The sequence below is a fragment of the Pseudomonas sp. BN515 genome, from assembly GCF_029873155.1.
Taxonomy (GTDB): Bacteria; Pseudomonadota; Gammaproteobacteria; order Pseudomonadales; family Pseudomonadaceae; genus Metapseudomonas.
Genome location: NZ_SSOH01000038.1, coordinates 12,302 through 29,049, shown reverse-complemented (window position 1 = coordinate 29,049; position 16,748 = coordinate 12,302). Strand labels below are relative to the sequence as shown.

Annotated in this window: 19 protein-coding genes; 6 read left to right on the top strand and 13 right to left on the bottom strand. The window is 64.9% G+C overall.

What is annotated here, in order from left to right:
• Positions 1-340: 340 nt before the first annotated feature.
• Together E8E91_RS10155 and E8E91_RS10150 are read right to left on the bottom strand one after the other, a co-directional pair.
• Complete coding sequence (locus tag E8E91_RS10155; protein WP_280375641.1) at positions 341-1,795, bottom strand: TrkH family potassium uptake protein; 1,455 nt, start codon at positions 1,793-1,795, stop codon at positions 341-343.
• Positions 1,796-1,862: 67 nt separating this feature from the next.
• Positions 1,863-3,317 carry a TrkH family potassium uptake protein gene (locus E8E91_RS10150; protein ID WP_280375640.1) on the bottom strand — a complete coding sequence of 485 codons (1,455 nt, stop codon included), beginning with the start codon at positions 3,315-3,317 and terminating at the stop codon, positions 1,863-1,865.
• A gap of 237 nt (positions 3,318-3,554) precedes the next feature.
• Between E8E91_RS10150 and E8E91_RS10145 the strand changes: the two genes are divergently transcribed.
• Positions 3,555-4,112, top strand: a complete 558-nt coding sequence (locus tag E8E91_RS10145) for a nitroreductase family protein (protein WP_280375639.1) — start codon at positions 3,555-3,557, stop codon at positions 4,110-4,112.
• On the opposite strand, the gene E8E91_RS10140 is transcribed toward E8E91_RS10145, so the two are convergent.
• The 6 genes from E8E91_RS10140 to E8E91_RS10115 all read right to left on the bottom strand — a co-directional run bounded on the left by E8E91_RS10140 (position 4,113) and on the right by E8E91_RS10115 (position 8,133).
• Positions 4,113-5,438: a HAMP domain-containing sensor histidine kinase gene (locus E8E91_RS10140; protein WP_280375638.1), complete on the bottom strand. Its 1,326-nt coding sequence runs from the start codon at positions 5,436-5,438 to the stop codon at positions 4,113-4,115.
• Between the two features lie 93 nt (positions 5,439-5,531).
• On the bottom strand, positions 5,532-5,942 hold the full coding sequence (locus tag E8E91_RS10135) for a Spy/CpxP family protein refolding chaperone (RefSeq protein ID WP_280375637.1): 411 nt from the start codon (positions 5,940-5,942) through the stop codon (positions 5,532-5,534).
• A 109-nt stretch (positions 5,943-6,051) separates the two neighbouring features.
• On the bottom strand, positions 6,052-6,729 hold the full coding sequence (locus E8E91_RS10130) for a response regulator transcription factor (RefSeq protein WP_280375636.1): 678 nt from the start codon (positions 6,727-6,729) through the stop codon (positions 6,052-6,054).
• Between the two features lie 8 nt (positions 6,730-6,737).
• Positions 6,738-7,190: a hypothetical protein gene (locus tag E8E91_RS10125; protein ID WP_280375635.1), complete on the bottom strand. Its 453-nt coding sequence runs from the start codon at positions 7,188-7,190 to the stop codon at positions 6,738-6,740.
• A 44-nt stretch (positions 7,191-7,234) separates the two neighbouring features.
• Positions 7,235-7,534, bottom strand: a complete 300-nt coding sequence (locus E8E91_RS10120) for a YciI family protein (protein ID WP_190830040.1) — start codon at positions 7,532-7,534, stop codon at positions 7,235-7,237.
• 8 nt (positions 7,535-7,542) lie between these two features.
• On the bottom strand, positions 7,543-8,133 hold the full coding sequence (locus tag E8E91_RS10115; protein WP_280375634.1) for a septation protein A: 591 nt from the start codon (positions 8,131-8,133) through the stop codon (positions 7,543-7,545).
• Positions 8,134-8,199: 66 nt separating this feature from the next.
• On the opposite strand from E8E91_RS10115, the gene E8E91_RS10110 reads away from it, so the two are divergent.
• Entirely contained in the window at positions 8,200-9,066 is an 867-nt protein-coding gene (locus E8E91_RS10110) for a PHP domain-containing protein (RefSeq protein WP_280375633.1), read from the top strand.
• A gap of 13 nt (positions 9,067-9,079) precedes the next feature.
• The gene (locus E8E91_RS10105; RefSeq protein ID WP_280375632.1) at positions 9,080-9,709 is read left to right on the top strand and encodes an L-threonylcarbamoyladenylate synthase; all 630 of its coding nucleotides are present in this window, start codon (positions 9,080-9,082) and stop codon (positions 9,707-9,709) included.
• A gap of 9 nt (positions 9,710-9,718) precedes the next feature.
• Here the strand turns inward: E8E91_RS10105 and E8E91_RS10100 are convergent, their stop codons facing one another.
• The gene (locus E8E91_RS10100; RefSeq protein ID WP_280375631.1) at positions 9,719-10,075 is read right to left on the bottom strand and encodes a PA2779 family protein; all 357 of its coding nucleotides are present in this window, start codon (positions 10,073-10,075) and stop codon (positions 9,719-9,721) included.
• A 265-nt stretch (positions 10,076-10,340) separates the two neighbouring features.
• Here E8E91_RS10100 and E8E91_RS10095 point away from each other — a divergent pair, with 265 nt between their 5' ends.
• The 3 genes from E8E91_RS10095 (at position 10,341) to rluB (ending at position 13,340) form a co-directional block, all read left to right on the top strand.
• The gene (locus E8E91_RS10095; protein WP_280369547.1) at positions 10,341-11,039 is read left to right on the top strand and encodes a ScpA family protein; all 699 of its coding nucleotides are present in this window, start codon (positions 10,341-10,343) and stop codon (positions 11,037-11,039) included.
• Complete coding sequence (gene scpB / locus E8E91_RS10090) at positions 11,040-11,828, top strand: SMC-Scp complex subunit ScpB (RefSeq protein ID WP_280375630.1); 789 nt, start codon at positions 11,040-11,042, stop codon at positions 11,826-11,828.
• 111 nt (positions 11,829-11,939) lie between these two features.
• Positions 11,940-13,340 carry a 23S rRNA pseudouridine(2605) synthase RluB gene (rluB, locus tag E8E91_RS10085; protein WP_280375629.1) on the top strand — a complete coding sequence of 467 codons (1,401 nt, stop codon included), beginning with the start codon at positions 11,940-11,942 and terminating at the stop codon, positions 13,338-13,340.
• A 94-nt stretch (positions 13,341-13,434) separates the two neighbouring features.
• Here the strand turns inward: rluB and E8E91_RS10080 are convergent, their stop codons facing one another.
• The 4 genes from E8E91_RS10080 to ubiG all read right to left on the bottom strand — a co-directional run bounded on the left by E8E91_RS10080 (position 13,435) and on the right by ubiG (position 16,746).
• Entirely contained in the window at positions 13,435-14,361 is a 927-nt protein-coding gene (locus tag E8E91_RS10080) for a GGDEF domain-containing protein (protein ID WP_190830031.1), read from the bottom strand.
• Positions 14,362-14,601: 240 nt separating this feature from the next.
• Positions 14,602-15,342: a YciK family oxidoreductase gene (locus E8E91_RS10075; RefSeq protein WP_190830027.1), complete on the bottom strand. Its 741-nt coding sequence runs from the start codon at positions 15,340-15,342 to the stop codon at positions 14,602-14,604.
• A gap of 28 nt (positions 15,343-15,370) precedes the next feature.
• A complete protein-coding gene (mupP, locus tag E8E91_RS10070) occupies positions 15,371-16,051 on the bottom strand; it encodes an N-acetylmuramic acid 6-phosphate phosphatase MupP (protein WP_280369271.1) in 681 nt (226 codons plus the stop codon).
• A complete protein-coding gene (gene ubiG / locus E8E91_RS10065; RefSeq protein ID WP_280369269.1) occupies positions 16,048-16,746 on the bottom strand; it encodes a bifunctional 2-polyprenyl-6-hydroxyphenol methylase/3-demethylubiquinol 3-O-methyltransferase UbiG in 699 nt (232 codons plus the stop codon). Before ubiG ends, mupP begins: the two co-directional genes overlap by 4 nt.
• Positions 16,747-16,748 lie beyond the last annotated feature (2 nt).

The window sequence follows — 16,748 nt, the reverse complement described above, 5'->3', positions numbered from 1 at the left end:
GGCGGCCTGGCGGGAGAGCGGGTTGCCATCCGTCCGACCGCGACCGACGGCGTCTTCGACGTGGTGTTCATCCACAAGACCGTGCGCCAGATTGATCTCAGGCAACCCAAGCCATGACTATCCACCCGTTACCCATGTCTCCCGACAAGCGTTACCCATGTATACCGGCTGAACACCGTGCGCACCGGCGGTTTGACGGGGTGTCGAAACCGATCCCGGAATTGGTGCGCACAGCGCACCCTACGGTCCAGATCGAACTAAAGAAGCCGCATTGTGCGCGGGGCGGATTTGCTCCCGCCGTTGAGCGTCCCGCGCAGCGGGCCTTGCGGGCCTACGGGCCTCAATGCCGCCAGAAATAGGGCGTCATCAGCACCAGCACGGTGAGGATCTCCAGGCGGCCCAGCAGCATGCCCAGGGTCAGCAGCCATTTGGCGGCATCTGGCAGGCTGGAGAAGTTGCCGGCCGGGCCAATGATCTCGCCCAGGCCCGGGCCGACGCCCGAGACGGTGGCGGCCGCGCCAGTCAGGGCGGTGATCCAGTCCAGGCCCAGCAGCGACAGGCCCAGTGCGATGGCGCAGATGATGATGGTGAAGAAGAACGAGAAGGTCAGGATCGAGCGGACGATATCGTCGTCCAGGCGATGGCCGTTGTAGACCTGCTTGATCACCGCCCGTGGGTGCACCAGTTGCTGGAGGTTGGCCTTGAGCAGGATGTAGGCCACCTGGAAACGGAAGATCTTGATGCCGCCGGCGGTGGAGCCGGAGCAGCCGCCGACGAAGCCCAGGTAGAAGAACAGCATCAGCGAGAAGTTGCCCCAGAGGCTGTAATCGCCCAGGGCGAAACCGGTGGTGGTAAGCACCGAGGTGGTGTTGACCGCCACGTGGCGAAGCGCGTCCAGCCAGTGCAGTTTGGTCGTCATCCAGTACCAGGTGCCGAGCACCAGCCAGATGACCACCAGCAGCGCGAGGAAACCTTGTACCTGCTCATCCTTGAACAGTGCCATGCGATGGCCACGCAGCACCGACACATAGAGCATGAACGGCAGGCTACCGAGGATCATCACCACCACGGCCACCCAGTGCACCGCCGGCAGGTCCCACTTGGCCAGCGACTGGTCTGAGGTGGAGAAACCGCCTGTGGAGATGGCTGACATGGCGTGGTTGACCGCATCGAACAGCCCCATGCCCGCCCCCCAGAAGGCCAGGCTGCCAAGCACGGTGAACCCCACATAGATGGCGACGATGTACTTGGCCACCATGTGCGAGCGCGGCATGACCTTTTCCGAGCGGTCGGAGGATTCGGTCTGGAACAGGCGCATACCACCGATGCGCAGCAGCGGCAGGATCGCCACGGCCATGCCGATGAAGCCGATGCCCCCCAGCCAGTGCAGCAGCGAGCGCCAGATGAGGATGCCCGGCGACATGGTGTCCAGGCCGCTCAGCACGGTGGCGCCGGTGGCGGTGATGCCGGACATGCTCTCGAAGTAGGCGTCCGTGTAGCTGATGTGCTGGGTGAACAGGAAGGGCAGGGCCGCGAAGATACCCACGATGATCCAGCTCGACACCGTCAGCAGGTACATGTCGCGCGGACGTAGATGCACGTGTTCCGGACGTCCGGGGATGATCAGCGCCAGGCCCGCGACAAAGGTGATCAGGCTGGACCAGACGAACGAATTGATGTCGCCGGTGCGGTCGTAGAACACCAGGGTCAGCACGGGGATGGCCATGCTGACCGCGAGGGTGATCAGGAAAATGCCGATGAGAAAGCCGATGATGCGGAGAGTCGGCAGGGCCATGGGTTCTTTTTCTGGATGATGGGCGAAAGGCGCAATTCTAACCGCGCCCCGCTCGCTGTAAACCTGCTCAGTGCTTCCAGAAGGCCGGCGTGAACAGTACCAGGACCGTGAGGATTTCCAGACGGCCCAGGAGCATGCCGATGGTCAGCAGCCACTTCGCCGAATCCGGCAAGGTGGAGAAGTTGCCCACCGGCCCGATGATCGGGCCCAGGCCCGGCCCCACATTACACACGGCGGTGGCGGCGCCGGTAAGGGCGGTGACCCAGTCCAGGCCGATCAGGCAGAGGCCGAATGCGATCACCGCGATGGTGGTGGTGAAGAAGAAAGAGAAGGTGATCAGCGAGCGGACGATGTCATCGTCCAGGTTGTGCCCGTTGTACTGCTGCTTGATCACCGCGCGCGGGTGCACCAGCTGTTTCAGGTTGGCGTTGAGCAACTGCCAGGCCACCTGGAAGCGGAAGATCTTCAGGCCGCCGGCGGTGGAGCCGGAGCAGCCGCCGATGAAGGTCAGGTAGAAGAACAGCATTACCGAGAAGCTGCCCCAGAGGGTGTAGTCGCCGAGGGCCACACCGGTGGTTGTGACCACCGAGGTGATGTTGACCGCGACGATGCGCACGGCGTCCAGCCATGGGTTGTCGGAGTTGGCCCAGAGCCAGGTGCCTACGAGCAGCCAGGTGACCACCAGGAAACCGAGAAAACCGTGCACCTGGTGGTCGCGCAGCAGGGCCGTTCGATTGCCGCGGAAGGTGGCCACCAGGAGGGTGAAGGGCAGGCTGCCGAAGATCATCGCCGCCACCGCCACCCAGTGCACCGCAGGTTGTTTCCAGTTCGCCAGGGACGCGTCCGAAGTGGAGAATCCGCCGGTGGAGATCAGCGACATGGAGTGGTTCACCGATTCGAAGGGGGTCATGCCCGCCAGCCAGAATGCCAGGGTGCCGAGCACGGTCAGCCCGGCGTACACCAGCACGATGAACTTGGCGACCATGTGCGAGCGCGGCATGACCTTCTCGCCCCAGTCGGAGGATTCGGTCTGGAACAGGCGCATGCCGCCAACCCGCAGCAGAGGCAGGATGGCCACCGCCATGCCGATGAAGCCGATACCGCCCAGCCAGTGCAGCATCGAGCGCCAGATCAGCAGGCCGGGCGAGGCGTGATCCAGGCCGGTGAGCACGGTGGAACCGGTGGTGGTGATGCCGGACATGGTCTCGAAGAAGGAGTCCGTGTAGCTGATGTGCTGGATCAGCACCATGGGCAGGGCGGCGAAGCCGCAGACCACCACCCAGCTGGCCGTGGTCAGCATATACATGTCCCTTGGGCGCAGGTGGGTGTGCTCGGCGCGACCGGGAGCGATCAGGGCCAGGCCGGTGGCGAAGGTGATCAGGCTCGACCAGAGGAAGGCGGAGATGTCATCGGTGCGCTCGAAAGCCAGCAGGGTGAGCATGGGAATGACCATGCTCGCGGCCAGGGTGATGAGGAAGATGCCGATGATGAAGCCGATGATGCGCAGGGTCGGTAGGGACATGGGACCCTCTGGTCGGGGTGAAGGGCGAGTCATTCTACCGACCCTTCGGAGGCCCGGAAACGCCCGCAGGCAAAGGCTTGGCGGGTTTTCGTCGCTGGATGGACCCGCTTCCGGGTGCTGGTCAGTCTTCGTTGCAGCCGGCTTAGGCGCCGAGGCGGGAGGCCTGATCGCAGCAGACGCAAGACTGAATCGCGTTATCGGCTAGAATGCCGGCTCCCTGATTTCTGGAGGTGGCCGATGGAGGCTCTCGACGCTCTGCTCAACCGCGTATCCCTGGCCCGCCTGCAGGCGCCGGCGCCGGACGCCGCCCAGCGCGAAGTGCTGTTCCGTGCGGCCCTGCGCGCGCCGGACCACGGCTACCTGCGCCCATGGCGTTTCCTCAGCATCGAGGGCGCGGCGCGCGAGAAGCTCGGCGAGCTGTTCGTTTCCGCCGTGCTGGCCAAGGACCCGCAAGCCCCGGAAGCTGCCACGACCAAGGCCCGCAACATGCCGATGCGGGCGCCGTTGATGGTGGTGGTGATCGCTAAATTGCAGGCCGGCCACAAGGTGCCGGAGATGGAGCAACTGCTCTCGGCCGGCTGTGCCGCCCACAGCATCCTGTTGGCCGCCCATGCCCAGGGCCTGGGCGCCATCTGGCGCACCGGCGACCTGGCTTACGACCGCACCGTCGCTGCAGGCCTCGGACTTGCGGAGAACGAGCGGGTGGTCGGGTTCCTCTACCTGGGCAGCGTCGAGGGCGAGCGTCGTGCCGCGCCGGAGCTGGCTCCGGCGGAATTCGTCCAGACCTGGGGCTGATCAGGCCTTCAGTGCAGCGGGCAATTCCAGGGTGGCGATGAAGCCGCCCTCGGGATGATTGTCCAACTGCAGGTTGCCTCCGAGGCGTTCTACCGCCCGGCGGGCGATCGCCAGCCCCAGCCCGTGTCCGGCACCGGATTGGTTGGGCGCGCGGAAGAAGGGTTCCCCCAGCTGTGCCAGGTGTTCTGCTAGAACCCCCGGGCCGTGGTCGCGGACCCTAATCGTCAGGCCGGCGTCCTGCTCCGTCACCGTCAACTCCACCGGCAGCCCCTGCGGGTTGAAGCGCATGGCGTTGCGCAGCAGGTTGTCCAGCGCCCGTTCCAGCATGTCGGGCCAGCCTTCAAGCTGCGGCTCGCCGCTGCAGTCGATGCGCACTTCCTGTTCCGGCGCCAGCAGCCGGGCGTCTTCCTTCAGTTTTGCCAACAGCGGCCGCACGGCGATGGTCTGGCGTGCGCCCGGTTCCGCGTCCAGCCGGGCCAGGGCGAGGATTTCGGCTATCAGCGCTTCCAGGCGGTCGCATTCCTGACGCAGGCGCGGCCAGAGGGCTTCCCGCTGCTGCGGTTCGGCCCGCTCCGCCAGGGCCAGGGCGATGCGCAGGCGTGCCAGGGGCGAGCGCAGTTCGTGGGACACGTCGCGCAGCAGCTGGCGTTGGCTACCGATCAGTCCCTGCAGGCGTTGGCCCATGCGGTTGAAATCGCCGGCCAGGACGCCCAGCTCGTCGCGGCGTCGCGCCAGGCGGGCAAGGCTGTCCTGCTGGTAGGCGGTCTGGCCGAGGTCGTGTACGGCCCGGCGCAGGCGGTCCAGCGGGCGGGTGATGGACAGGGTCAGGGCCAGGCTGAACAGGGTCAGCACCACCAGGGCGATACCCAGTGCGCTGATGGGCCAGAGCAGGCTGCCGCGATGCCAGGCGTCCAGTTCGGGGTAGGGGATGCGGTAGATGAGCAGGTAGGACTCACCGCTGGCGGGGCTGGTGTATTCCTCTGTCAAGCGTCGCCAGGGCAGGCGGCGCGGATTATGGTGGCGCGCTTCGAAAGCCGCGGCGCGAGGCGGGAAGGTACCTTCGACCACGGGTTGGCCAGTGTCGTTGAGAATCTGCACGTCGATCCGTGCGCGGTGGCGGAAGTGCTCCAGATAGCGCTGGGTGTCTCTCGGCCCCTGCTCCTCGAAGCGTTGCACCAGGCGTTCGGCCAGGCCCTGGAGGGTCGGGTGGTGGCTGAGGATCCAGGCATCCTGGTTCAGGGCGCGCCCCAGCAGGATGGACAGGCCGGCCACCAGGGCCAGGGCCAGCCACAGGGTGGCCAGGATTCGCCAGAAAAGTGAACGCACGGGGTAGCTCCTGAACGGCAAAACCCACCAGGCCGGGAGGGGATGACCTGGTGGGTGTCGGGGTCGATGCCGGCGGCCACGGCCGCCCGGCCATTACTGGGCCTTCTTGTCCTTCTCGGCTTTCCAGGCTTCGAACTCGGCGCGCTCGGCGCGGCGCTCTTCCATCTTCTTCTGGATGTCGTCGAAGGTCTTCTGCTGCTCGGGTTTCAGCTTGGCGCGGATGGCGTCGCGGTTCTTGGTTTCGGCGGCCTTGAGTTCGTCCTGCATGGCTTTCTTCTCGGCGGCAGGCAGCTTGTCCAGGTAACGCTCGGTGATGTCGTGACGAGTCTTCATCTGGTCGCGCATCAGTTTGCCGATGTCGTGGCGCTGTTCCTCGGTCAGGTTCAGCTCCTTGAACATGTGGCCACCGAAACCGCGCTCGTGGCGCGGGCCGCCTTCCGGCATGGCCATGGCCATGGTCGGCAGGGTAGCGGCGAGCAGCAGGGCGGTGAGGGTCTTGCGCATGGTGGTTCTCCTAGTCTCGATTCCGGCCGGTTGCCGGATGTGCCCAGTCTAGGGATGGCAAGGTCAAGGGCGGTCAGAGGTGGGTAAAGGCTAGGTAAAGTCCGGCCGACTACGCGCTGTAGTAATAGCCGCGGCTGCGCAGCGCCAGGATGCGTGGGCGGCCGTCGGCGTGAGGGCCGAGCTTCTTGCGCAGGTTGCTGACGTGCATGTCCAGGCTGCGATCGTAAAGGGTCAGCTTGCGACCGAGCGCCAGTTGCGCCAGCTGCTGCTTGTCCAGCGGTTCTCCGGGCTGGCGAAGCAGGGCTTCAAGCAGGCGGCCTTCGGACAGGGTCAGGCTGATTTCGTGGCTGCCGACTGTGACGATGCCCCGCACCGGGCTGTAGCAGAGGTCGCCCAACTCCAGCTGGCTGGAAGGCTGCGGCGGCTGGCTGCGGCGCAGCACGGCGCGCAGCCGGGCGGTGAGCTCACGGGGATCGCAGGGCTTGGCCAGGTAGTCGTCGGCACCCAGTTCCAGGCCGAGAATACGGTCCAGGGGTTCACCGCGGGCGGAAAGCATGAGCACCGGCAGCTCGGGATGGTCGCTGCGCAGTTGCTTGAGCAGCTCCAGGCCGCTGCCGTCGGGCAGCATCACGTCGAGCACCACTGCGGACGGAGCGTGCTCGGCCAGGGCGGCGCGTGCCGACTGGCCGTCATGGCAGGCGCGAACGTGGAAGCCTTCCTGGCTGAGCCAGCTGATCAGGAGTTCGCAGAGTTCCTGGTCGTCGTCGATAAGCAGCAGTTCACTCATGGTGCGGGTCAGTTGATCCATTGACGGCGCTGACGGCGCCCACCACGGGCGATCAGGCCGGTAAACAGGGAGAGCAGGGCGACGCCACCGCCCACCGCGAACCAGGTCTGCTGTTCGCTCAACAGGCGCGGGGCCTGGGACGCCTGGGCTTCCTTGAGCTGCAACTTGAGGCGCTGGTTTTCCTGGCGAAGGCGAGCGAGCCGGGCGCTCTCCCGCTCGCCGCTGGCGGCTTCCAGCTGGGTGTTCAGCTCGTTGCGCTGGCGTTCGCTGTCTTCGAGCTGGCGCTTGAGCTGGTCGAGCTGGGCGACCAGGGCGTCGTTCACAGGCGCCGGCGCGACGGAGGCATTCGCAAGCGCCGGAGCGATTTCCGACTCCGGCGCAGTGGGTTGGGGTTCTTCAGCCTGGGCCAGGCTGCAGAGCAGCGCGGCGGTAAACAGCAGGGGCAATCGACCGACGTGCATGGGAACTCCTTGTTCCTGGCGTGGGACGGCTGGAGAGTAGTGCCTTAGGGGAGGACCTGCTTGAACGGTTTGACCACTACGTCGGCGTAGACACCAGCGGCGCGGTAGGGGTCGGCGTCGGCCCAGGCCTTGGCGGCTTCCAGGGATTCGAACTCGGCGACGATCAGACTGCCGGTGAAGCCGGCGCTGCCCGGATCATTGCTGTCCACCGCAGGGTGCGGGCCAGCCAGCACGATACGGCCTTCGGCTTTCAGTTGCTCCAGGCGCGCGAGGTGCGCGGGGCGGGCTGCGAGGCGGTTTTCCAGGGAACCGGCAACGTCGGTGGCGATGATGGCGTAGAGCATGGCAATCCTTACTGTTGGGGCTTTTCGGTTTCGCCGTCGTGGATATGGCGAGCCAGGTAGACGCCCTGGCCGACCAGGAAGAGCACGGTCATGCCGAGGCTGCCGAAGACTTTGAAGTCCACCCAGAATTCGTGGAAGGTGAAGGCCACGAAGAGGTTGGCGCAGCCGCAGACCAGGAAGAACACGATCCAGGCCAGGTTCAGGCGTACCCAGATGGCCTGCGGCAGGCTCAGGGCATGGCCCATCATGCGCTGGATCAGGGGCTTGTCGCCGATGAAGTGGCTGCCGGCGAAGGCCAGGGCAAAGAGCCAGTTCACCACCGGCGCTTTCCATTTGAGGAAGGTCTCGCTGTGGAAGGCCAGGGTCATGCCACCGAACACCAGGCAGGCCACGAGGGTCAGCCACTGGCCTTTTTCAAGGCGGCGCTGGAGCAGGAAGATGGTGCCGTAGACGATCACCGAGCTGATGATCAGAACCGCTGTGGCGCTGAAAATACCGCCTAGCATATAGGTATGCCCGGCCAGCTCGACGGCGCGTGGTTCCAATTTGTAGACGATGAAGAAAAGGATAAGCGGGATGAAGTCGATGAATTGTTTCACGGCGGCAGCCAGAAGCGGGATGTGGCGGCATAATAACAAACCATTCCCCTAGCGAAAGCAGACCCCATGCAGATCGACCTGCATTGCCACAGTACGGCCTCAGACGGTGCCCTGGCCCCCGCAGTCCTGGTTGCCCGCGCCCATGAGCGCGGCGTGCGCGTGCTCGCGCTGACCGACCACGACACCCTGGAGGGCCTCGACGAGGCCCGTGCAGCGGCTGAAACGCTGGGCATGCAACTGATCAACGGCATCGAGCTGTCCTGCACCTGGGGTGGCGCCACCATCCATGTACTAGGTTATGCCTTCGCCACCGACGCGCCGGCCCTGGTCGAGGCCATCGCCGACCTGCATCGCGGACGCTGGTCGCGTGCCGAAGAGATCGATCGGCGCCTGGCCGCCAAGGGCATGCCGGGCGCGCTGGAGGGCGCGCGGGCAGTGCAGCAGGAATTGGGGGACAGCGGCAACGCGCCGGCGCGCCCGCATTTCGCCGAGTTCCTCGTTCGCGCGGGTTATGTCAGCGATCGCGCCGATGCCTTCCGCAAATGGCTGGGTGCTGGAAAGCTGGGGGATGTGAAGCAGCATTGGCCGACCTTGGCCGAAGCCGTCGGCACCCTGCGCGCCGCGGGCGCCTGGATCAGCCTGGCGCACCCCTGGCAGTACAACTTCACCGGGGCCAAGCGGCGCCGGTTGGTAGCAGATTTCATTCAGGCTGGCGGTCACGCACTGGAAGTGGTGAACGGCCTGCAGCCTGCGGACCAGGTGGGAAGCCTGGCTGTGCTGGCGCGAGAATTCGGCATGCTGGTCAGTGCCGGTAGTGACTTCCATGCACCCTGCGATTGGTCGGATCTGGGTATGTACCGACCCTTGCCGGATGACCTGCCGCCGATCTGGGGGCGCTTCCGCCATGCACACAGCCCTACTGCTGCCCTCTGAACAGGGAGATGTCGTGAGTCAATTTTTCCAGATTCATCCGGAGAATCCACAGCCGCGCCTGATCAAGCAGGCCGTGGAAATCGTCAAGGCGGGTGGGGTGATCGTCTATCCCACCGATTCGTCCTACGCCCTGGGTTGCCTGATCGGCGACAAGGGCGCGGTCGAACGCATTCGTCGACTGCGCCGGCTGGATGAGAAGCACAACTTCACCCTGGTATGCCGGGATCTGTCCGAGATCGGCGTGTTCGCCAAGGTGGATACCGCCGCGTTTCGCCTGATCAAGGCACACACTCCCGGCCCTTACACCTTCATTCTCAGCGCCACGCGCGAAGTCCCGCGCATGCTGATGCACCCGAAGCGGCGCACCATCGGCATGCGGGTGCCGGATCACCCCATCGCGCTGGCGCTGCTGGAGCAGCTGGGCGCGCCCCTGATGAGCACCAGTTTGATCCTGCCGGGCGAAGACGTGCCCATGAGCGACCCGTACGAGATGCGGCAAATTCTCGAGCATCAGGTGGACCTGATCATCGATGGCGGCCATGGGGGTATGGCGGCTTCCACCGTGATCAATCTCTCCGAAGGCAAGCCCGAGGTGGTGCGTGTGGGCTGCGGCGACCCGCAGCCCTTCCTGGACGAGGACTGACGGTACCGCCTAAAGCAGGATCGCCACCAGGATGATCACCAGCAGGATGATGATGAAGTCGGTACTGCTGATGTTCCCGCCCGCAGGCACGACATTCATCTTCTGCGCCAGCTGGGCGGCTTCCTCATTGGTCAGTGCCTGTACCCTGGCGCGGGCCGTGGCGATATCCACGCCCATCGCGCGCATCTGTTCCTGAACCTCGGATTTGCTCAGAAAGGCGTCGATTCGGGCCCGATCGCCGGATTGTTGCTGGGTGGAGACCGCTTCGTCGGTGCCAATCATGCCTGCCTGTGCCGTTGTTATCGGCACCAGGGTGAGGCAGAGGAGCATGAGGACGGCACTGAACATCAGGGTGACGAGTTTCATTTGAACCTCCATGAGCGCTTTGCTCCAAACCTGACCAGGGGTGCTGCGTCGTACTTTTTTAGTCTGGCACATGGTGCTAATTTGCCCGCTTTCCCGCCGACCGGTCCTTGCCGGCAGGCCTGATCGAGAGACCCTGATGCACGAAACACCGCCAACCGAGTCGCCGGACCCCCAGGCGGGCGCCCAGCAGGAGCTGCCTTTCGCCCTGGTCTACGGCCAGGCGGTGACCGAGTTGCCGCAGGACCTCTACATCCCGCCAGATGCCCTGGAAGTCTTCCTCGAAGCCTTCGAAGGCCCGCTCGACCTGCTGCTCTACCTGATCCGCAAGCAGAACATCGACATCCTCGACATCCCTGTGGCCGCCATCACCCATCAGTACATGGCCTATGTCGAGCTGATGAAGTCGGTGCGCCTGGAGCTGGCCGCCGAATACCTGGTGATGGCCGCCATGCTGGCCGAGATCAAGTCGCGCATGCTGCTGCCGCGCTCGAACGAGGCGGAAGAAGAGGAAGAGGACCCGCGCGCCGAGCTGATCCGCCGTCTGCAGGAGTACGAGCGCTTCAAGGCCGCCGCCGAAGGCATCGACGAGTTGCCGCGGGTTGGGCGCGACCTGATCGTGCCGCGTCTGGATGCCCCGGACGCGCGGGCGCGCAAGTTGCTGCCGGACGTGGCATTGGAAGAAGTGCTGCTGTCCATGGCCGAAGTGCTGCGCCGTGCCGACATGTTCGAGAGCCACCAGGTAACCCGCGAGGCGCTGTCCACCCGCGAGCGCATGAGTGAGGTGCTGGAAAGGCTGAAGGGCGGCGCTTTCGTGCCCTTCGTCGCGCTGTTCACGGTGGAGGAGGGGCGCCTTGGCGTGGTCGTCACCTTCATGGCCGTGCTTGAGCTGATCAAGGAACAGTTGGTGGAACTGGTGCAGAATGAACCCTTCGCTCCCATCCATGTGCGCGCCAGAGCCGAGTAGATGAACCTCAACGATCCCAAGGAACTCGCCTCGCTGCTGGAAGCCTTTCTCCTGGCATCCGGAAAACCCCTGTCGCTGGAGCGTCTGGCCGAACTCTTCGAAGAGGCCGAGCGCCCCGAGTTGTCGGTGATCCGTTCCGCTTTGGCCATCCTGGGCAAAAGTTGCGAAAAGCGCGCATTCGAGCTGCGAGAGGTGGCTTCCGGCTATCGACTGCAAGTACGCGAGCGGTTTTCGCCCTGGGTCGGCCGGCTCTGGGAGGAGCGCCCGCAGCGTTATTCCCGCGCCATGCTGGAAACCCTGGCGCTGGTGGCTTACCGCCAGCCCATCACCCGTGGCGAGATCGAAGACATCCGTGGCGTGGCGGTCAACAGTCAGATCGTCAAGACGCTGCTGGAGCGCGAGTGGATTCGCGTCGTTGGCTACCGTGATGTGCCCGGCAAGCCGGCCATGTTCGCCACCACTCGCGCCTTCCTCGATCACTTCAACCTGAAGAGCCTGGAAGAGCTGCCACCACTGGCCGCTTTGCGCGAGCTCGAACCGGAACCGGTGCTGGCCCTGGAAGACGGTGAAGGGCCGGTGCCCGAAGGGCTCCAGGCCCGAGCCGATGCTGAGCTGCCGGCCGAACCACGTGAAGAAACCAGCTTCCGCAGCCTGCTGGCCGAACTGGACGTCATGGAAGAAGGCCTGAAGACCGACTTTGACGACCTGCTGCTCGCCGAGGATGACGATGCAGTCGAGGCCGCTGCTGAAGAAAACGACGAGTCGCTGTCGGACGAAACCCTGCATTGATCGCCGCCGGTCAGCGGTCAGGCTGACGTCGGGGCATTGCTCAACTAGCCTGAGTGCCAGTGGCCGCGTATGATGCGCGGCCTTTTTACTGATACACCGGGAGGTGCCCAGATGAGCGAAGTCGAATACAGCCCCGCAGGGGAGAAGCTGCAGAAGGTCCTGGCCCGCATGGGGCTGGCTTCTCGCCGCGATATCGAGGCCTGGATTACTGAAGGCCGAGTGAAGGTCAATGGCGAACCCGCCACTCTCGGCCAGCGCGTGGACAGCCATGACGCCATCAGTGTCGACGGTCGTCTGCTCAAGCGCGAAGAGGAAGCCGAAAGCGTCCGTCGCGTGCTGATCTACAACAAGCCGGAAGGCGAAGTCTGCACCCGCGATGATCCGGAAGGCCGTCCTACCGTCTTCGAGCGTCTGCCGCGTGCGAAGGTTGGTCGCTGGATCAACGTTGGCCGACTGGACATCAACACCACCGGCCTGCTGCTGTTCACCACCGACGGTGAGCTGGCCAACCGCCTGATGCACCCCTCGTTCGAGATGGACCGCGAGTACGCGGTGCGCGTGCGTGGTGAGGTCACCGAGGAAATGCTCGAGAACCTCAAGCACGGCGTGATGCTGGAAGATGGTCCGGCGAAGTTCACCGACATCCAGGAAGCGCCCGGCGGCGACGGCCTCAACCATTGGTACCACTGCGTGGTGATGGAAGGCCGTAACCGTGAAGTGCGCCGTCTGTGGGAGTCCCAGGGACTGGTGGTCAGCCGCCTGAAGCGCGTGCGCTTCGGTCCGGTGTTCATCACCTCCGACCTGACCATGGGTCGCTGGCGCGAAATGAGCCAGACCGAGGTGGACATCCTCAGCGCTGAAGTCGGTCTCAAGCCTGTGGCCCTGCCGGCCATGAAGGGCAAGTTCCGCGAGAAGCTCGACCGCCTGCAGCGCAAGTCGCCGAAGCCGGCAGGTGCCCGTGCTCCGCGTCGTGAAGGTGACGAGCGCCCCTCCCGTGGTCCGCGTCACGAGGGTGATGAGCGCCCGGCCCGTGGTCCGCGCCATGAAGGTGGTGAGCGTCCGGCCCGTGGTCCGCGCCAGGAAGGTGGTGAGCGTCCGGCTCGTGGTCCGCGCCAGGAAGGTGGTGAGCGTCCGGCTCGCGGCCCGCGCCGTGAGGGTGATGAGCGTCCGGCTCGCGGCCAGCGCCGTGATGGTGATGAGCGTCCCGCACGTGGTCCGCGTCGTGAGGGTGATGAACGCCCGGCTCGTGGCCCGCGTCGCGAAGGTGATGAACGTCCAGTTCGCGGTCAGCGCCGTGACGGTGATGAGCGTCCGGCCCGTGCTCCGCGTGGTACGCCAGTTGCCGATCGTCCGCGCGACGTGAACAAGAAGCGCCCGGCCAAGCCCCAGGGCGAGCGTCCGGCTGTTGAGCTGGCCGATCGTCCGGCGCGCAAGCCCCAGCGTCCGCAGCACAAGCGCAGCGGCCCGCCCGGCGGCGACGGCCAGCGTCCGGGGTTCGGTCGCAAGCGCTGATTGCAGGTGAAATGAAGAAGGGGCTCAGATGAGCCCCTTCTTTTTTGCGCTGTGAGAGCGAATTCATACTTGATCGAAACGCCCCCAGCGTAAATCAGCCCGCCATGGATAGCCGATTGCGGCCTTCGCGCTTGGCCACGTAGAGGGCGTTGTCCGCCCGGCGCAGCAGGCTTTCCACCGATTCCGCCGGCAGCAGGGTAGCGCAACCGAGGCTGATGGACAGATCCAGGGGGCGGCCCTGCACCAGGTGCTGCAGTTCGAGGATGCCCATGCGCAGGCGTTCGCCTACCAGGGCGGCAGCTTCACGGCAGGTGCCGGAGAGCAGCACGAGGAATTCCTCGCCGCCGAAGCGGAACACCATGTCGACGTTGCGCAGACGGGTCTTGAGGGTATTGGCCACCGCTTTCAGTACTTCGTCGCCGGTGCTGTGGCCGAATTCGTCGTTGATGCGCTTGAAGTGGTCGATGTCCAGCATCAGTACCGACAGTGGTTGCAGGTTGCGTCGAGCGAGATCGACTTCGCGCTGCAGGGTCTGCTCCATGGCGATGCGGTTGCCGGTGTCGGTCAGCGGATCGCGCAGGGCGCTCTGGACGGCAGCGCGGTAAAGCAGGGCATTGCGCAGCGGGAAGAGCAGGGTAGCGAGCAGGGATTCCAGTTGGTTCAGCTCGTGTTCGTCGAAGCGCTGGTTGCGGCGGAAAATCAGTTCACCCAGGTACTCGCCTTCGTGGGTCAGGCGATAGCCGGCCGAATGGCTCGAACGGCTGCCGTACTCCAGGCGCAGGTCGCTGCTCTGGTGCTGGTAGCCCAGGGCGTCGAGGGGTACCAGACGCTGAACCTCGCTGAAGAACAGGTTGACGATGCGCTCCACCTCCAGACTGGTCTGCAGTTGCAGGGTCAGCTGACGACGCAGCTCGGCCAGGCTGATAGGACGCAGCTTGGGCTGGCGCTTGCCGGAGAAGCCGAGGCGCTGCAGCTTGGCTGCATCGAAATCGATGGTGTTGGTCTGGATGGGAGGAACCATTGAGTTGAACCTCTGACGCAAAATGCGACGACACCAGGCATAGAGCTATTTTCGTGCCAGGAGTTCGCGATCCCTTGCAATCGCTTTAATTTCAATAAGTTAGATTGCTTTTGCCAGCTCCCGCGGCAAGCCTTTGCCGGTTTGATGGCGAAGTAATGGCAATGTGATGCCGATCACAGGGAGAAGCCGTCGGAAATCTGGCGGAGGCTGCGGCGGTCAGATGACCGCCGCGGAGGGAGGTCATTGCGCGTCGAAAGCCTGGCCGTTCACACCAGCGCTGTCCGGTCCCATGAGATAGAGGTAGACAGGCATGATTGCCGCTGGTTCCGGATTGTTTTCGGGGTTTTCACCTGGATAGGCCTGCGCGCGCATGCTGGTGCGAGTCGCGCCGGGGTTCACGCTGTTGGCGCGCACGCTGGCGATGCCGTCCACTTCGTCGGCCAGAACCTGCATCAGGCCCTCGGTGGCGAACTTGGACACCGCATAGGCGCCCCAGTAGGCGCGGCCCTTGCGACCAACGCTGCTGGAGGTGAACACCACCGAGGCGTCCTTGGACAACTTCAGCAGCGGCAGCAGGGTGCTGGTCAGCATGAACATGGCGTTGACGTTGACCTGCATGACGCGCATGAAGTTTTCGCCGGAAAGCTGCTCGAGGGGCGTGCGCGGTCCGAGAATGGAGGCGTTGTGCAGCACGCCGTCGATGCGCCCGAACTCTGCTTCCAGAGTTGCTGCCAGTTCGTCGTACTGGTGAGGCTGGGCGGTTTCCAGGTTGAAGGGGATGACTGCGGCCTGCGGATGGCCAGCGGCTTCGATCTCGTCGTAAACGGCGTTCAGGCTGGCTTCGGTCTTGCCCAGCAGCAGTACGGTGGCACCGTGGGCGGCGAAGGTCTTGGCGGCGGCGGCGCCGATGCCACGGCCGGCGCCGGTGATCAGGATCACCCGGTCCTTGAGCAGGTCGGGGCGGGCGGAATACTGGAACATGTGAGTCTCCTACGGGGTGCTGCCGGTATCAGCAGCTGCACAGCGCGCGGTCGAGCACGGCGCGCAGTTCGAGCGGATGGTGGACCACCACGTCGGCACCCCAGTGCGCGGGGTTGTCGCTGGGGTGGATGTAGCCGTAGCTGACTGCCGCGGTACGGGTGCCGGCGGCGCGGCCGGACTCGATGTCGCGCAGGTCGTCACCGACGAAGAGCACGCTGGCCGGGTCCAAGTTCAGCTTGCTGCAGGCCAGCAGGAGCATTTCCGGGTCCGGCTTGCTGTTCTTCACGTGGTCGGGGCAGATCAGTACGGCGGAGCGGCCGGCAAGGCCGAGCTGCTCCATGATGGGTTCGGCGTAGCGGACGGGCTTGTTGGTCACCACGCCCCAGATCAGCTTGGCCTGCTCGATGTCCGCCAGCAGCTCGTCGATGCCGTCGAAGGGGCGAGTGAGCACGGCGCAATGGCTTTGGTAGCGCTCCAGGAACTCCAGGCGCAGCGGCTCGAATTCAGGTGCTTCCGGGTCCATCTCGAAGGCAGTGGCGACCATGGCGCGGGCGCCGCCGGAAACCACGTCGCGGATCGCCTTCTCGTCCTGCGGCGGTAGGCCGCGGTCGGCGCGCATGGCCTGGCAGATGGCGATGAAGTCCGGCGCCGAGTCGAGCAGGGTGCCGTCCATGTCGAAAAGTACCGCTTGAAGTCGCATGTCGGTCACTCCTCGCGCAGGGTCTGGATCATGTAGTTGACGTCTACGTCGGCTTCCAGCTTGTAGTGCTTGGTCAGCGGGTTGTAGGTCAGGCCGATGATGTCCTTTACCTGCAGGCCGGCAGCGCGGCTCCAGGCACCCATCTCGGAGGGGCGGATGAACTTCTTGAAGTCGTGGGTGCCGCGCGGGAGCAGGCGCATGACGTACTCGGCACCGACGATGGCGAAGAGGTAAGCCTTGGGATTGCGGTTGATGGTGGAGAAGAACACCTGGCCGCCCGGCTTGACCAGGGTGTAGCACGCGCGGATTACCGAGGCTGGGTCCGGCACGTGTTCGAGCATCTCCATGCAGGTCACCACGTCGAACTGGCCGGGCATTTCAGCGGCCAGGGCTTCGGCGGTGATGCGGCGATACTCGACCGGTACGCCGGATTCCAGCTGGTGCAGCTGGGCAACCGCCAGCGGGGCCTCGCCCATGTCGATGCCGGTGACGGTGGCGCCACGCTGAGCCATGGACTCGCTGAGGATGCCGCCGCCGCAGCCGACGTCCAGCACCTTCTTGCCGGCCAGCTTGACCCGCTCGTCAATCCAGTTGACCCGCAGGGGGTTGATGTCGTGGAGGGGCTTGAACTCGCTCTCGCGATCCCACCAGCGGTGGGCAAGGGCCTCGAACTTGGCGATTTCGACGTGATCGACGTTGGTCATGG

Coding starts and splice junctions, on each gene's coding strand:
- E8E91_RS10075 (WP_190830027.1), bottom strand. CDS start 15,342: ATGTTCCAGTATTCCGCCCGCCCCGACCTGCTCAAGGACCGGGTGATC.
- E8E91_RS10135 (WP_280375637.1), bottom strand. CDS start 5,942: ATGCGCAAGACCCTCACCGCCCTGCTGCTCGCCGCTACCCTGCCGACC.
- scpB (WP_280375630.1), top strand. CDS start 11,040: ATGAACCTCAACGATCCCAAGGAACTCGCCTCGCTGCTGGAAGCCTTT.
- E8E91_RS10130 (WP_280375636.1), bottom strand. CDS start 6,729: ATGAGTGAACTGCTGCTTATCGACGACGACCAGGAACTCTGCGAACTC.
- E8E91_RS10145 (WP_280375639.1), top strand. CDS start 3,555: ATGGAGGCTCTCGACGCTCTGCTCAACCGCGTATCCCTGGCCCGCCTG.
- ubiG (WP_280369269.1), bottom strand. CDS start 16,746: ATGACCAACGTCGATCACGTCGAAATCGCCAAGTTCGAGGCCCTTGCC.
- E8E91_RS10125 (WP_280375635.1), bottom strand. CDS start 7,190: ATGCACGTCGGTCGATTGCCCCTGCTGTTTACCGCCGCGCTGCTCTGC.
- E8E91_RS10155 (WP_280375641.1), bottom strand. CDS start 1,795: ATGGCCCTGCCGACTCTCCGCATCATCGGCTTTCTCATCGGCATTTTC.
- E8E91_RS10100 (WP_280375631.1), bottom strand. CDS start 10,075: ATGAAACTCGTCACCCTGATGTTCAGTGCCGTCCTCATGCTCCTCTGC.
- E8E91_RS10150 (WP_280375640.1), bottom strand. CDS start 3,317: ATGTCCCTACCGACCCTGCGCATCATCGGCTTCATCATCGGCATCTTC.
- E8E91_RS10110 (WP_280375633.1), top strand. CDS start 8,200: ATGCAGATCGACCTGCATTGCCACAGTACGGCCTCAGACGGTGCCCTG.
- E8E91_RS10080 (WP_190830031.1), bottom strand. CDS start 14,361: ATGGTTCCTCCCATCCAGACCAACACCATCGATTTCGATGCAGCCAAG.
- rluB (WP_280375629.1), top strand. CDS start 11,940: ATGAGCGAAGTCGAATACAGCCCCGCAGGGGAGAAGCTGCAGAAGGTC.
- E8E91_RS10120 (WP_190830040.1), bottom strand. CDS start 7,534: ATGCTCTACGCCATCATCGCCACCGACGTTGCCGGTTCCCTGGAAAAC.